This window comes from Streptomyces antioxidans (assembly GCF_000968685.2).
Taxonomy (GTDB): Bacteria; Actinomycetota; Actinomycetes; order Streptomycetales; family Streptomycetaceae; genus Streptomyces; species Streptomyces antioxidans.
Genome location: NZ_LAKD02000084.1, coordinates 12,373 through 26,272, shown reverse-complemented (window position 1 = coordinate 26,272; position 13,900 = coordinate 12,373). Strand labels below are relative to the sequence as shown.

At 71.4% G+C, this 13,900-nt stretch carries 13 protein-coding genes; 7 read left to right on the top strand and 6 right to left on the bottom strand.

All coding sequences use genetic code 11. The features are described 5' to 3' along the window. Positions 1–409 precede the first annotated feature (409 nt). Positions 410–1,432: a sporulation protein gene (locus VT50_RS27565; protein ID WP_046087265.1), complete on the top strand. Its 1,023-nt coding sequence runs from the start codon at positions 410–412 to the stop codon at positions 1,430–1,432. A gap of 85 nt (positions 1,433–1,517) precedes the next feature. Here the strand turns inward: VT50_RS27565 and VT50_RS27560 are convergent, their stop codons facing one another. Beyond that, positions 1,518–2,789 (bottom strand): cation:proton antiporter, encoded by a 1,272-nt coding sequence (locus VT50_RS27560; RefSeq protein ID WP_046087264.1) that lies wholly within the window; start codon positions 2,787–2,789, stop codon positions 1,518–1,520. A gap of 4 nt (positions 2,790–2,793) precedes the next feature. Then, complete coding sequence (locus tag VT50_RS27555; protein ID WP_046087275.1) at positions 2,794–3,264, bottom strand: cation:proton antiporter regulatory subunit; 471 nt, start codon at positions 3,262–3,264, stop codon at positions 2,794–2,796. 176 nt (positions 3,265–3,440) lie between these two features. On the opposite strand from VT50_RS27555, the gene VT50_RS27550 reads away from it, so the two are divergent. Together VT50_RS27550 and VT50_RS27545 are read left to right on the top strand one after the other, a co-directional pair. Beyond that, positions 3,441–3,863: a hypothetical protein gene (locus tag VT50_RS27550; protein ID WP_046087263.1), complete on the top strand. Its 423-nt coding sequence runs from the start codon at positions 3,441–3,443 to the stop codon at positions 3,861–3,863. Between the two features lie 285 nt (positions 3,864–4,148). Beyond that, entirely contained in the window at positions 4,149–4,559 is a 411-nt protein-coding gene (locus VT50_RS27545) for a VOC family protein (RefSeq protein ID WP_046087262.1), read from the top strand. 94 nt (positions 4,560–4,653) lie between these two features. Here VT50_RS27545 and VT50_RS27540 read toward each other — a convergent pair whose 3' ends face one another. Together VT50_RS27540 and VT50_RS27535 are read right to left on the bottom strand one after the other, a co-directional pair. After that, complete coding sequence (locus tag VT50_RS27540; protein WP_046087274.1) at positions 4,654–5,643, bottom strand: zinc-binding alcohol dehydrogenase family protein; 990 nt, start codon at positions 5,641–5,643, stop codon at positions 4,654–4,656. Positions 5,644–5,789: 146 nt separating this feature from the next. Beyond that, a complete protein-coding gene (locus VT50_RS27535; protein WP_046087261.1) occupies positions 5,790–6,008 on the bottom strand; it encodes an MbtH family protein in 219 nt (72 codons plus the stop codon). Positions 6,009–6,196: 188 nt separating this feature from the next. Here VT50_RS27535 and VT50_RS27530 point away from each other — a divergent pair, with 188 nt between their 5' ends. The 3 genes from VT50_RS27530 to crcB (VT50_RS27520) all read left to right on the top strand — a co-directional run bounded on the left by VT50_RS27530 (position 6,197) and on the right by crcB (VT50_RS27520) (position 8,214). After that, on the top strand, positions 6,197–7,228 hold the full coding sequence (locus tag VT50_RS27530) for a polyprenyl synthetase family protein (RefSeq protein WP_046087260.1): 1,032 nt from the start codon (positions 6,197–6,199) through the stop codon (positions 7,226–7,228). 108 nt (positions 7,229–7,336) lie between these two features. Continuing rightward, positions 7,337–7,855, top strand: coding sequence for a fluoride efflux transporter CrcB (gene crcB, locus VT50_RS27525; protein ID WP_046087259.1), 519 nt, complete (start codon positions 7,337–7,339; stop codon positions 7,853–7,855). Beyond that, positions 7,852–8,214 carry a fluoride efflux transporter CrcB gene (crcB, locus tag VT50_RS27520; protein WP_046087258.1) on the top strand — a complete coding sequence of 121 codons (363 nt, stop codon included), beginning with the start codon at positions 7,852–7,854 and terminating at the stop codon, positions 8,212–8,214. Before crcB (VT50_RS27525) ends, crcB (VT50_RS27520) begins: the two co-directional genes overlap by 4 nt. A 123-nt stretch (positions 8,215–8,337) precedes the next feature. On the opposite strand, the gene VT50_RS27515 is transcribed toward crcB (VT50_RS27520), so the two are convergent. After that, the gene (locus tag VT50_RS27515) at positions 8,338–9,273 is read right to left on the bottom strand and encodes a LysR family transcriptional regulator (protein WP_046087273.1); all 936 of its coding nucleotides are present in this window, start codon (positions 9,271–9,273) and stop codon (positions 8,338–8,340) included. Positions 9,274–9,351: 78 nt separating this feature from the next. After that, complete coding sequence (locus tag VT50_RS27510) at positions 9,352–10,395, bottom strand: sulfotransferase (RefSeq protein WP_046087257.1); 1,044 nt, start codon at positions 10,393–10,395, stop codon at positions 9,352–9,354. 680 nt (positions 10,396–11,075) lie between these two features. Here VT50_RS27510 and VT50_RS27505 point away from each other — a divergent pair. Then, positions 11,076–13,877: a helix-turn-helix transcriptional regulator gene (locus tag VT50_RS27505; protein WP_075200398.1), complete on the top strand. Its 2,802-nt coding sequence runs from the start codon at positions 11,076–11,078 to the stop codon at positions 13,875–13,877. Positions 13,878–13,900 lie beyond the last annotated feature (23 nt).

Here is a 13,900-nt window from a genome sequence, read left to right as displayed (position 1 = left end):
CGTGGTGTCAAGGGTCGGGGCATTCATGGCGTCAAGCCGGTTCAGTTACCGGCGTCCTGGGCGCGGCCGCGGGCCTTCCTGTGCCGCCATCGCCGGATTCCCGCGCTCACGACGATCGCCACGACGCTCAGCAGCGCCGATCTCATCCGTCGCACACGTGACATCGGTTTCTCCCGTCCTCGCGCCCACACTTCGCGGATGTGGCGATCAACCGATCATGGACCACCGGACACCCCAGTGGCCGGAACCGCACCGTCTCTGGCCGGTTTTGCCACCCCAGGACGCGTACATGGGAATCCCTTTACCATCCCGTTCGTTCCACGCATGCCCCCCACGGAAGCCAGGAACGAACGCCCCCCCACACGGAACAGAGAATGATCACCGTGACAGTGAAGGAGTGAACGCCGCGATGGTGTTCAAACGAGTGCTCGGCTCGCTCGGTGTCGGTGGGCCCGTGGTGGACACGATCCTGGACCGGGAGCCGGTGCGCCCCGGTGGGGTGGTGCGGGGGCATGTGCGGCTCCGGGGCGGAGCCAGCGCCTGCGATCTCGAGCACCTCGCGCTGGAGCTGGTCGCCGGAGTCGGAGTCGGGGCCAGGGCCGGGTACGGCGGCGAGGGGCACGAGGACGGTGTGGTCTTCGACCGTCTCCGGCTCGGCGGCGGGTTCCGGCTCGACGCGAGACGGCACAGAGATATTCCGTTCAGCGTTCACCTGCCGTGGGAAACGCCGCTCACCGAGGTCTCCGGGCAGCCGCTGGGTGTCGTCCTGGGCATCCGGGTCGAACTCGCGGCGGCGGGCGCCAGGGGCCACGACGACCCGGAGCCGCTGATCGTGCGCCCGCTGCCGGTCCAGGAGGCCGTGCTGGGGGCGCTGGGGCGGCTCGGCTTCGGCCTCGTCGCCGCCGATCTGCGGCTCGCCCATATAGCGGGCACCGGGCAGCGGCTCCCGTTCCACCAGGAGATCGAGCTCACCCCGGCCCCTCAGTACCTCCACGACGTGAACGAGATCACGCTGACCCTCCTCACCGGGCCCGACGGCATGGAGGTCGTCCTGGAGGCCGACAAGCGCGGCGGTGGGTCTGGCGACGTCCAGGGCCGCCACACCGTGCACCATGAAGACCACGAGGGCTACGAGGGCCACGAGGGCCACGAGCCCTACGAGGGTCATGAGGGCTTTGAGCAGCGCGACTGGACCGGTGAGATCGACTCCTGGATCCGGGCGCTCATCGAAGCCCGCGCCCGCTATGGCCGCACCAGTGCGGCCATAGCGCGTACCGCGGGCATCGCGGGTACCGCGGGCGTCACGGCCGGTACGGCGGCGGGGGCCGTGGGCGGCGGCATGGTCGCGGCCGGGCTGGGCGACGCGTTGCGGAACCTGGCGGGCTTAGATGACCCAGGACTCTCGGGGTCCGAGGAAGAGAACCAGGGCTGATCCGCGGAGCGCCGCAGAGGGCCCGCGGAGCACCGCAGAGGGCCGCGGATCGCCCCGCGGCCCTCCCCATACGCACCCCGAACCGCTAGGAGCGGCGCCCCACCGCGTCCGGGTCGTCCACCGCCTCCCGCGGCTCCGCCGCCCCACCATCGCCCCCGCCCTCGACCGCCGCAGCGGCGGCGGACTCGCGGCGCGCCGCCAGCCGGGTCGTGACCTGCCGGGCGACGGGCTCGGTCCAGCGGGCCGTGAGCGGCCCCAGGACGACCAGGATCAGGACGTACGCCGTGGCCAGCGGGCCGAGCGACGGTTCGATGCCAGCCGTGACGGCGAGCCCCGCGATGACGATCGAGAACTCGCCCCGTGCCACCAGCGTGCCGCCCGCCCGCCAGCGGCCCCGGGTCGAGATCCCGGCCTGCCGCGCCGCCCAGTAACCGGTGGCGATCTTCGTACCGGCGGTGAGGACGGCCAGCAGCATGGCGGGCAGCAGCACCGGCGGAATGCTGGCCGGATCCGTGTGCAGGCCGAAGAAGACGAAGAACACGGCGGCGAACAGATCCCGCAGCGGGCTGAGCAGATGGTGGGTACCCTTGGCGACCTCCCCGGACAGGGCGATGCCCACCAGGAACGCGCCGACGGCCGCCGACACCTGGAGTTGCTGGGCGATCCCGGCCACCAGCAGCGTCAGCCCGAGCACCACCAGCAGCAGCTTCTCGGGGTCGTCGCTGGAGACGAAGCGGGAGATGTGCCGTCCGTAGCGAACGGCCAGGAAGAGCACCAGACCGGCCACGCCCAGGGCGATGGCCAGGGTGAGGCTGCCCGCCGCCAGGCCCGCGCCCGCCAGCAGGGCGGTGACGATCGGCAGATAGACGGCCATCGCCAGGTCCTCGAGGACGAGGATGCTGAGGATCACCGGGGTCTCGCGGTTGCCGAGCCGACCCAGATCGCCGAGCACCTTGGCGATGACGCCGGAGGAGGAGATCCAGGTGACACCGGCCAGCACCACGGCGGCCACCGGCCCCCACCCCAGCAGCAGGGCCATGACGGCGCCGGGCAGTGCGTTGAGCACCGCGTCCACGAGCCCGGACCGGTACTGGGTCTTGAGATTGCTGACCAGGTCGGTGGCGGTGTACTCCAGCCCGAGCATCAGCAGCAGCAGGATGACGCCGATCTCGGCGCCGGTCGCGACGAACTCCTCGCTGGCCCCCAGCGGCAGCAGCCCGCCCTCGCCGAAGGCCAGTCCGGCCAGCAGATACAGCGGGATCGGGGAGAACTGGAACCGCCCGGCGAGCCGCCCCAGCAGCCCGAGCCCCAGGATGACCGCACCGAACTCGATCAGAAAGACGGCAGACGCATGCATGGGCTCACTCCCGCCCGAGTATCGCCGCGGCCGTCTCCACGCCCTCGCGGGTGCCGATTATGATCAGCTCGTCCCCACCGGCCAGCCGGAAGTCGGGGGTCGGGGAGGGGATCGCCTCCGCCCTGCGGAGCACGGCCACGATCGAGGCGCCGGTATCCGTCCGCATCCGCGTCTCGCCCAGCACCCGCCCGTTCCAGTACGACGTGGACGACAGCTCGATCCGCTCGGCCACCAGCCCCAGCTCGGTGGTGGAGAGCAGGTTCGGGCTGTGATGACTGGGCATCAAAACCCCGATCAGCGCCTCCGCTTCCGCTGGGGTCAGCCTGGTGGACAGGGCACACTCATCGGGATCCTCCTTCCGGTACGCACTCAGCGTCCGGCCGCCATCGCGATGTGCGATGACCGAAAGCTGCTTGCTCTCTCGTGTCGTCAAGTCGTAGCGAACCCCGATACCGGGCAATGGCGTACTGCTCATGCGCGGAGCGCCCACAATCATCCCTCTCGTCGCTAGATTTTCTGTGCCACCCTACCCAATGGCAAAGAATTGGTAATGACGGCAGGTGCGCGAGGGTGTGATGGAACGATGCCGACCGCGTATGGGTGGGCTGGCCATCGAGCTGTGAGGATGGTGCCCGGAGGAGGGTGGTGCCCATGATCGAGTGGAGGCGGCTCAGCACCGGGATCAGGCCGGTTCCCGACCCGGTCGCCACTCCCGTCATCTGGGGCGGGGCCTTCCTCGGCGCTCTGGTGCTGGTGGCGGCCATGAACTTCCTCGGCGGCCACGGCCGCCCGATGTTCGCTCTGGTCGCGCTCTCGCTGCTGGCCGCGCTGCTGGGGCTGTGCGCACGCTTTGTCGCGGCGCCCGGTACGGCGGGGCTGTGCTGGCTTTTCCTCAACGGCTTCGCCATTCCGCCCGCGGGCCAGCTCTCCTGGGCGGGCGGCCGCGACGCCCGCTGGCTCGCCTGTCTCCTGGCGGCGGCCGTCGCGGGCACGGCGCTCGCCCGCGTCGTCAACGCCCGCGCGGGATACCGCCGCATCAGCCCGCTCGGCCGCCGTCCGGGGTCGCCGGAGTGAGGTCCCTGGTGCGCGGTCCCTGGCGCGCGGTCCCTGGTGTGCGGTCACCGGAGTGACGTCCCCGGTGTGAGGTCACCGGTGGGCGAAGGACATGTGACCGTACGCGAGTGGGGTGACCGGTCCTCGGTCGTAGGTCCCATGGCCGGGGGAAGGCCCGGCGAGCGGCCGATGCCCGGCGGCGGGCCCGTCCCTAGGCTCGGGGCGCGGCCCGGTGGGTGATCACCGGGCCCCTGAGGCTCCGCCCCGACGAAGCCGACGCGTTCCGCCACGACGAAGGAGGCGCCCATGCCCGCCGACGGTCAGAGCCACATCCGCATCGCCCGCCCCTCGCGCGACCTCGCGGCGGCGGAGCGCTTCTGGTGTGCGGGGCTGGGGCTGAGCGTGGCGTACCGGGCCGAGGGCGGCGACCGGGCCGGGGAGCACGATCTGCTGATGGTCGGCTGGCCGGACGCCTCCTGGCATCTGGAGCTCGTGTACGAGGCGGCCCACCCCGTGGAGCCCCGGCCGACCGAGGAGGATCTGCTGGTGATCTACCTCGACGGACCGGTCCCCGAGGAGCTGATGGGCCGCCTGACCCAGCACGGCGGCACCCGCGTCACCTCCCCCAATCCGTACTGGAACGAATGGGGCGTCACCATCGAGGACCCGGACGGCTACCGCCTGGTGCTGTGCCGCCGCGGCTGGTCGAACTCCTGAGGCACCGGGGCTTCCCGGGGCCGGAGCCCTGCCACGTGGTGGAGCCGCATATCGATGCCGCGGCAAGGCGCGGGGAGGCGGCCGTCGGACATCTCTAGCGCGGCATCGTCAGGACCGCCACCCCGTTGACGCGGTCGGCGGCGAGGTCGTCGAGGGCGGCGTCCGCCCGGTCGAAGGGGTACGGCGTGACCGTGGCGCCGATGCGGTGCTCGGCGGCGGCGGCGAGGAATTCGCGGCCGTCCTCGCGGGTGTTGGCGGTGACGCTGCGGACCGTGCGCTCACGGAAGAGATGCCGCTCGTAGCCGAGCGACGGGATGTCGGTGAGGTAGATACCGGCGATGCTCAGCGTGCCGCCCGCGTCCAGAGACTCCAGGGCGACCGGGACCAGTTCGCCCACCGGGGCGAAGAGGATGGCGGCGTCGAGCGGTTCGGGCGGACGGTCGTAGGCGTCGTTCGCGGAGGCGGCGCCGAGGTCCAGGGCGAGCGCGCGGGCGGCGGACGAGCGGGTCAGGACGTGGACGACGGCGCCCTGCGCGATGGCGACCTGGGCGGTGAGGTGTGCCGAGCCGCCGAAGCCGTAGATGCCGAGCCGCCCGCCCGGCGGGAGCTCGGCCCGGCGCAGCGCGCGGTAGCCGATGATCCCGGCGCACAGCAGCGGGGCGAGCTCCTCGTCGCGGTAGCCGGAGGGCAGCTCATAGGCGTGGGCCGCCGGTACGGTGACGTACTCGGCGTAGCCGCCGTCCGCGTCCCAGCCGGTGTACTCGGAGAACGGGCACAGGTTCTCCTGGCCCCGGAGGCAGTACCGGCAGCGGCCGCAGGTGCGCCGCAGCCAGGGGACGCCGAGCCGGACTCCCGGGCCCGGGACGCGCGCCCGCGGGCCCGCCGCGACGACCTCGCCGACCGCCTCGTGACCGGGGACGACGGGACTGCGGTGCGGGGGCAGATCGCCGTCGCGTACATGCAGATCGGTGCGGCAGACGCCACAGGCCCGGACCCGGACCAGCAGCTCGTCCTCGGCGGGTCGCGGAACCGGCAGCTCCACCTGCTCGATCCGGCCCGGGGTGGGGACCACCCATGCCCGCATGGTCGCCGGAAGGCCGGCGTTCGCGTCCGTCACCTCGCCAACGTAACGCCGTGAGCACCATGGCGACCGTAAGGCACGCGTTACGGCCATGCGGCGCCAAGAGGGAAGAGATACGACCGGAAACTGCCAACCGCGTGCGGATGCGCTCAGGCCGAGGCGTTGTCCATCGCGTTGACCAGGCTCGCCGGGCGCATATCGGTCCAGTGCTCATTGACGTAGTCCAGGCACTCCTGGCGGCCGTCCTCGCCATGGGCGACCGTCCAGCCCGCCGGGACCTCCGCGAAGGCGGGCCACAGGGAGTGCTGCCCCTCCTCGTTGACGAGCACGAGATAGCGGCCGTCGGGGTTCTCGAAGGGGTTGCTCATCGCTGTTCTCCTCACTCGTGGTCGGCGTCGACGGGCCTGACGGTACCTGCAGGGTGGCGGTCACCCGCCGAGGGGTTCCCGGGCCGCGTACGGGCCTGCGGGCCTGCGGAAAGGCCTGGGATACGGAAAATGGCACCTTCCTGACGGAATCAGGGGTTCCGGGGTGCCGCTCGCCTACGGTCCGCGGCATGGTCGCGTCCGTCAGAACCGAGCCCAGGGGCTCCATAGCCATGGAGCTCACCATCGGCGACCCCGCGCTCACGGCCCGGCTGGAACGCGGAATGGACGCCTCGGAGGAGCGGCTGCGCGCTCTCGCCGCCGAGGCCCGGGACCCTTGTATCGCCGAGGTCGCCGGACATCTCTTCGGCCCCGGTGGCAAGCGGCTGCGCCCGCTCCTGGCGCTGGTGGGCGCGGAGTTCGGCGAGTACGACCCGTCCTCCGCCGCGGAGGCCGCCGCCCTGGCCGAGCTGGTGCATGTCGCCTCGCTCTACCACGACGACGTGATGGACCAGGCGCGCACCCGGCGCGGAGTCCCCAGCGTCAACGCCCGCTGGGGCAACACCACCGCCGTCCTCGCGGGCAACTGGCTGCTGTCGAAGGCGGCGCAGCTCGCCGCCGAACTCGGCCCGGAGGCCATACGGTTGCAGTCCAAGGTCACCAATCGGCTGATCATGGGCCAGATACGGGAACTCATCGGCCCCTCGGACGACGACGATCCGCTCTCCCACTACTTCACCGTGGTGGCCGGGAAGTCGGCCGCGCTCATCGCCATGGCGCTGCAGCTCGGGGCGGTCCGGACAGGCGCCCCCGAGCGCGCCGTCCAGGCGCTCGCCGAATACGGAGAACATCTGGGCATCGCGTTCCAGATATCCGACGACATCCTCGACATCACCTCCACCTCCGAGGTCTCCGGCAAGGAGCAGGGCAAGGATCTCGCAATCGGGGTCGCCAGCCTCCCGGTGCTGCTCGCCCTCGCCGACGAGCGGCCGGAGACGGGTGAGTTGCGCACCCTGCTGACCGCCGCCACCGCGGGCCCGGAGGGCGTCGGGCTGCCGAGGGCCGTGGCGCTGCTGCACCGCTGCGGGGCGCTGGCGGAGGCGCGCACGGTGATGCACGCCCGGCTGCTGCGCGCCCGGACCGCGGCGAACGGGCTGCCGGACGGCCCGGCGACCCGGGTGCTGCACGCGCTGTGCGACTTCGTGGCGCGCCGGGACCACTGACCCGCTGCCGGGGTCCCTCCGTACGGCGCCCGTACGGCGCTCATGAAGCACCCGTATGGAGCCCTGCCCGGTCGGCCGGTGTCCACGTCACGACGTAATCTGAGCCCCATGGGCAGCTCACGGTCAGATGTGGTGGACGAGCCCATCGACCCCGATACCGGCCCGGCCCCGTCCGCCGGGCCGAGCCCATGGCGGGGGCAGGGCCCGGTGGTGGGTGTGGTGGCGGCGGGCGGTGCGCTCGGGGCGACGGCCCGCTACGGTGCGTCGCTGCTGTGGCCGACCCCGCCCAGCGCCTTCCCCTGGACGATCCTGCTGGTCAACGCCGTCGGCTGCGCGATCATCGGCGTCTTTCTGGCACTGGTCACCGAGGTGTGGACGGCCCACCGGCTGGTGCGGCCCTTCTTCGGCACCGGTGTGCTCGGCGGCTTCACCACCTTCTCGACGTACGCCGTGGACTTCACCCGGCTGGTGCAGGACGGCCGCATCGCGATCGCCTTCGGCTATCTGATGGGGACCCTCGTGGTCGCGATGGCGGCCGTATGGGCGGCCGTGACGGCGACCCGGCGGGCCCTCGGCACGTACGGCGGCGGTGCGTACGGCGGCCCCGGCGGGAGGGCGGCCCGGTGAACTGGCTGCTGGTGATCGCGGGCGGGATGCTCGGCGCCCCGCTGCGCTATCTGACCGACCGGGCGGTGCAGACGCGGCACGACTCGGTGTTCCCCTGGGGCACGTTCCTGGTCAACATGGGGGGCTGTCTGATGCTGGGCCTGCTGACCGGGGCGGCGGCGGGCCAGCGGCTGCAACTGCTGCTGGGCATGGGGCTGTGTGGGGCGCTGACGACGTATTCGACGTTCTCGTACGAGACCCTGCGGCTGGCCGAGGAGGGCGCCCGGCTCTTCGCCGTGGCCAATGTGGTGCTGAGCCTGGTGGTCGGGGTGGGAGCCACCTTCGCGGGTGTGGGGCTGGCCCACGCGATCTGGGGCTGACCGCCAGCCCCCGGCGGCCTTACGGCAACCGGCCACCCCCACCCGGCGGCCTTACGGCTGCCACCACCCCCTCAGCGGCCTTACGGCAACCGGCACCCCGCTGTGCCAGGCCACCGCCGCCCGCTACGGCAGCAGTCGCGTGGTGGTCGGCGGCAGGCCGAACTCCCCCGTGGCCGCCGTCCGCAGATGCTCGAGCATCACCCGGCGCAGCTCCCGCGCGGCCCTGGGCGGCGCGACGTCCTTACGGTGCGCGACGGCGATGGTGCGCTGCATGTCGTGGCCGGCGAACGGCGTGATCCGCAGCCCGGACCGGGCGGCCACCATCCCCGGCAGTACGGCGATGCCGAGCCCGGCCCGTACGAAGCCCAGCACCGCGTCCATCTCGCCGCCCTCGACCGTGAAGGACGGCTCGAAACCGGCGGCCCGGCAGGCGGCGGTGGTGAATTCCCGCAGGTCGTAGCCGCGCCGGAACATCACCATCGGCCGGTCCCGCAGCTCATCGACCTGGATCCGCCGACGTCGGGTGGGCGGCGGGGACGCGGGCGAGGAGGCCACCACCAGCTCCTCCCGCAACAGCTCGGTGGCGGCGAGGGCGGGAGCCTGGCCGAGCACCGGGGTGATGATCAGCGCGAGGTCCAGCTCGCCCGCGGAGAGCGTGCGGACCAGGTCCTGGGAACCGCCCTCGTCCACGATCAGCTCGATGCCCGGGAACTCGTCGTGGAAGCGGCGCAGCACATCGGGGACGAAGCTGGCGCACAGGCTGGGTGTGGCCCCCAGCCGCACCCGGCCGCGCCGCAGCTGGGCGACCTCCTGGACCTCGCGGTGCGCGGTCTCGGTGTCGGCGAGGATCTGGCGGGCCAGTGGCAGCAGTGCCTCTCCCGCGTCGGTGAGGGCGATATTGCCGCGCACCCGGTGGAAGAGATCGGCTCCCAGCTCCCGTTCGAGGGTGCGGATCTGCTGGGACAGCGAGGGCTGGGCGACATGCAGGAGCTCCGCGGCGCGGGTGAAGTGCCGGGTCTCCGCGACGGTGGCGAAATAACGCAGCTGTTGCAACTGCACACCACGATGATAGGCACCGGGCGCCACCCGGCGACCGGCCTCCAGGAGGGCGGCCGCCACCGGATGACGACATGCGCCCTACTGATGGGCGGCGAGCGCCCGCATCCCCGGGCTACAGGATTCCAGCAGCGTGGTGAGCTCATCCCCGGCCAGCTTGCTGGCCGCGCCGGGCCGGCCGCCGTCGAGGTGGGCGATGGACGCGTCCAGCCAGTCGCGGCGCGGTTCCACCCCGATGAACTCGGCGAGCCGGATCAGCTCCTTCTCCGGCTCCTCCAGCAGGGTCTCGTACGACAGCGCGGTGCGCTGCTCGGCCGGGACCCGGTCCAGCTTCCGCAGGCCGTCGACGATCGTCTCGGACCACAGGGTGCCGAAGGTGTCGATCGGGATGGGGCGTTCCCACACCAGCGCCGGGTCGTACCGGTCGCTCAGCAGCGGGGCGAGGTCGGGCGGGAGCTGGGCCGCGTGTTCCGGCGTCAGTTGCGACGGGCTCTCGAGACCGCAGCGGTCGGCCATCTCCCACAGCATCGGGATCATCCGGAAGCTGAAGTGGCGGCTCATCGAGACGGCACAGTCGGGGCCCTGGCGGTAGAGGTGCACAAAGCGGGCCTCGGGGAAGGCGCGGCGCATATCGGGCACCCGGCCGATGGAGAGGCCGGTGCGTTCGACGACGGCTCCGGGGTTGCCGAGCCGTGCGCCGAGGGTGGCGAAGAGGGCCCTCCAGTGGTCCGCCGGAGGACGGGTGGGCCAGGTGGTGACCTCGGCCGCCAACTCGTCGAAGAGCGCGTCGGGGTCGTCGGTCAGATGGGGCAGCACCATGACGCTGACGGCCGGGACACCGGTGGTCTCCGCGTCGAACCGCCGCTTGGGCATTCTGTGATACAGGAACTCGGGCGGGATGGCGCCATTCTTGATCATGCTATTGGTGACCACATTGGGCCGGGACAGAAATCCCCAGAAATCCGAACCGCTCAGCGGGGCCTCGTCCAGCACCTCCGCATCGGGAATGCTGGCAAACAATTCATTGACGCTGAGAACATCCGGATGAATATTAATGATCTGAGACAGGGCCGTCGAACCGCACCGACCGGTGCCGACGACAAATGTCAACTTCTGGTAGACCACGCGCACTTCCTCCCGTTTCTCGCTCGGACCACTATCCGACAACTAGTGGTTTCCCTAGTAGCCGTTCCCATAGTGGCCCATGACACACCGCGGGCGAATCGGTGGCCGCGGCGATGCTAATGGATGCCTGGGGCGACGATGACGCCGACCATCGAACAGGGGAAACACACACAACGGGATGCGGGAGGACGAACTCAAGGTTCAGTTGTTTCCTACACTTTTGCGCAACTTTCACATCTGACAGGGGCGTTACCTCCAGGAACCCCCCAACCACCTGCGACGAAGCCCGATCTGAGAGTCGACTCCGAACTTCACAACTCGGCTCCAGGGACGAGACCGTAATCGAACACTTTCTCCCGTGACGAGACGGTCATCTTTTCGTACCAACAGCACTGCTAGAGTGCGCATCCACCCCATACCCGTGATCCCGGTCGGCATGCCCAACCCGGCCGGGCGGGGTGGGGAACACGCGACATGACACAGAGCAGCGATGCCGCCGCACAGCGTGCGGCAACGGAAGGTGATAGGGGACCCGAACGGAAGGGATAGGGGACCCGAACAGCGGCACGGTATTTTCAACTCTCGGGGGACGATGCATTACCAGGTGCGCCATGCACGGTGATTCGCTTTCAACACCCCTGCGCACACGGAAACTCGGGGAAGGTGTTTCGTACGTGTTGGTGGAGCGCGATCAGGAGATAGCCCGGCTCAATCGGCTCCTCTTCGAGGGCGCCCGCGAGGGAAGCCGGCTCGCCGTCATCAGCGGCGCGGTGACATCGGGCAAGACCGCACTTCTGCACACCGTGACGGATACGGCGGGCGGACGCGGCGTCCGGGTGCTGCCCGCGGTCGCCTCCGCCTCGGAGCAGAAGTTCCCCTACGCCGTGCTCGAGCAGCTCTACCAGGGCATGCCGCCCCATGTGCGGCCCTCCCGGCCGCGCCCCGGCCTCGAGGCGCTGCGCGACCCGAACGGCCCGGCACAGGCCGAGCTCCCGCTGCTCCAGGACTTCCACCGCACCCTCGACCAACTGACCGGCGACGCCCCCCTGTTGATCGCCATCGACGATGTGCAGTTCGCCGATCTGCCGTCGCTGCGCTGCCTGGCGTACGGCATCCGCCGCTGCCGCTCGGGGGCGCTGTCCGTCGTGGTGAGCCGCGGGGCGCTGACGGGCCCCGCCGCCACCGCCCTGGACGAGCTGCTGCACGAGCCGAAGGTGTGCCACGTCCGGCTCGCCCCGCTCACCGTCTCGGGCGTCTCCACACTGCTGGCCGGGGAGCTGGGCACCGAGGACGCCGGGCGCCACGCCGCCGCGTACCACGAGCTGACCGGCGGCAATCTGCTGCTGCTGCGCGGGCTGCTGGACGACCGGTTCTCCCGTCTCACCCGCGGCCCCCTCGACCCCGCGCCCGGTACGGACGCCCCGGTGGCCGGTGAGCTGTTCCGGCAGGCGGCGCTGTCCTGCGTCTACCGCGGCGGACCGGCCCACCGCCGGGTGGCCCACGGAGTCGCGCTGCTGGGTGACGCCACGTCCGTTCCCCTGCTGAGCAGGCTGATCGAGGTCGAGGAGCGGCTGGTCCGGCAGTCCGTCGCGCTGCTCACCGAGGTCGGGATCCTGCACGGCGGGCGGTTCCGCAGCGACGCGGTGCGCACGGTGCTCCTGGACGACCTGGAGCTGCACGAGCTCGGCCCGCTGCACCACCGCGCCGCCCGGCTGCTGTACGAGGAGGGCGCCGACCCCATCGACGTGGCCCGCCATCTGCTCGCCCACGAGGCGCCCGGGCCGGTCGAGGACTGGATCACGCAGGCGCTGTGCGACGCCGCCGTGCACGCCATCGCCGCGGACCACAGAGAACTGGCGATGAACTGCCTCCAGATGGCCGACCGCTACACCACCGACGAGCGCGAGGCGCTTCAGCTCCAGGCCACGATGGTGCAGGCCATGTGGCCGTTCAACCCGCTCTCCCAGATGCGGCGGCTGCAGTCGCTGGCCGGTCCCGCGGGCAGCGGGCTGCTGCCCGCCCCCGAGACCATCCCGGTCGTCATCGGGCTGCTGGGCCTCGGCCGGATGGACGAGGCCGCCGCCGCGCTCGAGCAGGTCAGCCGGGCCGCCGCCGAACACCCCGGCACCGGGCTGGACACCGGGCTGCGCGCCATCCGGCTCGCGCTGTCCTCCACCTACCCCGACCACCCCGAGCTGCGGCCCTTCCTGGACCAGGAGGAGGACGACGGCCCGTGGGACGTCCCGCTGTCGCCGGACCAGACCCCGGAGTCGCCCCATCTGACCGCGTTCCGCGCGCTGCGGACCGTGCTGAGCCGGGGAGTCGACGAGCGCGCCGTACGGGCGGCGGAGCGGGTGCTGGAGACCGTACGGCTCTCCGACCGTACGATGCTGACGGTGCACGCCGCGCTCCAGACGCTGGTGTACGCCGACCGCCACGCCACCGCCACCACCTGGTGCGACCGGCTGATCGAGGAGACCTCCGAGCGCGGCGCCAAGGCGCTGCTGGCCTACTTCTGCGTGCTGCGGGCCCAGATCGCGCTGCGCGTGGGACGGCTGCGGGACACCGTCCGGTACGCGGAGCGGGCGCTTGAGGAGCTTCCGGCGCGCGGCTGGGGCGTCACCGTCGGCATGCCGCTGGGGATGCTGATCAACGCCCACACCGCGATGGGCAACCATGACGCGGCGGCCGAACTGCTCGCCCGCCCGGTGCCGGACGGGATGTACCGCAACCGCTTCGGGCTGCACTACCTCTACGCACGGGCCCGGCACCAGCTGGCCACCGGCCGTCAGCACGCGGCCCTCACCGACTTCCGCGCCTGCGGCGAGAAGATGGCCGCATGGGGTCTGGACTCCCCCGCCACCCTGACCTGGCGGCTCGGCGCCGCCGAGACCTGGCTGACGCTCGGCGGCCAGGAGCGGGCGGCGCGGCTGGCGGAGGAGCAGCTGGAACTGGCCGGGGAGTCCTCCTCGCGCACCCGGGGCGCCGCGCTGCGGGTCCTGGCCGCCACCCGGCCGCGGCACGAGCGCGTCGCGCTGCTGCAGCAGGCGGTGGGGGTGCTCCAGGCGAGCGGCGGCTGGTACGAGATGGCGCGGGCGCTCGCGGACCTCGCGGAGGCGCACAAGCAGCTCGGCGATCTGGACACCAGCCGACTGATGACCCGTCGGGCCCTGCGGCTCGCGGACAGCTGCGGCGCCGATGAGCTGTCCCGCTCATTGCAGCGCACTCCGGCCCGTTCGGCCCTGTCGGAGGCGGCCCGTACCGGAGAGGATACCGCCGCCTTTTCCGAACTCTCTGACGCAGAAAGTCGAGTGGCAGCACTAGCAGCTTCCGGCTACACCAACCGTGAGATCGCCGCTAAGCTTTTCATCACGATCTCCACGGTGGAACAACACTTGACCCGTGTCTACCGGAAGATCAACATCAGCCAGCGCCGAGAACTGCCCGCGAGCCTGGATTTCGATGTCGCTTATACCGCCTGATCCCCGCGAAGCCACTCGGCCCC

Coding starts and splice junctions, on each gene's coding strand:
- VT50_RS27530 (WP_046087260.1), top strand. CDS start 6,197: ATGGTCGCGTCCGTCAGAACCGAGCCCAGGGGCTCCATAGCCATGGAG.
- VT50_RS27565 (WP_046087265.1), top strand. CDS start 410: ATGGTGTTCAAACGAGTGCTCGGCTCGCTCGGTGTCGGTGGGCCCGTG.
- VT50_RS27540 (WP_046087274.1), bottom strand. CDS start 5,643: ATGCGGGCATGGGTGGTCCCCACCCCGGGCCGGATCGAGCAGGTGGAG.
- VT50_RS27535 (WP_046087261.1), bottom strand. CDS start 6,008: ATGAGCAACCCCTTCGAGAACCCCGACGGCCGCTATCTCGTGCTCGTC.
- VT50_RS27560 (WP_046087264.1), bottom strand. CDS start 2,789: ATGCATGCGTCTGCCGTCTTTCTGATCGAGTTCGGTGCGGTCATCCTG.
- VT50_RS27545 (WP_046087262.1), top strand. CDS start 4,149: ATGCCCGCCGACGGTCAGAGCCACATCCGCATCGCCCGCCCCTCGCGC.
- VT50_RS27555 (WP_046087275.1), bottom strand. CDS start 3,264: ATGAGCAGTACGCCATTGCCCGGTATCGGGGTTCGCTACGACTTGACG.
- crcB (WP_046087259.1), top strand. CDS start 7,337: ATGGGCAGCTCACGGTCAGATGTGGTGGACGAGCCCATCGACCCCGAT.
- VT50_RS27550 (WP_046087263.1), top strand. CDS start 3,441: ATGATCGAGTGGAGGCGGCTCAGCACCGGGATCAGGCCGGTTCCCGAC.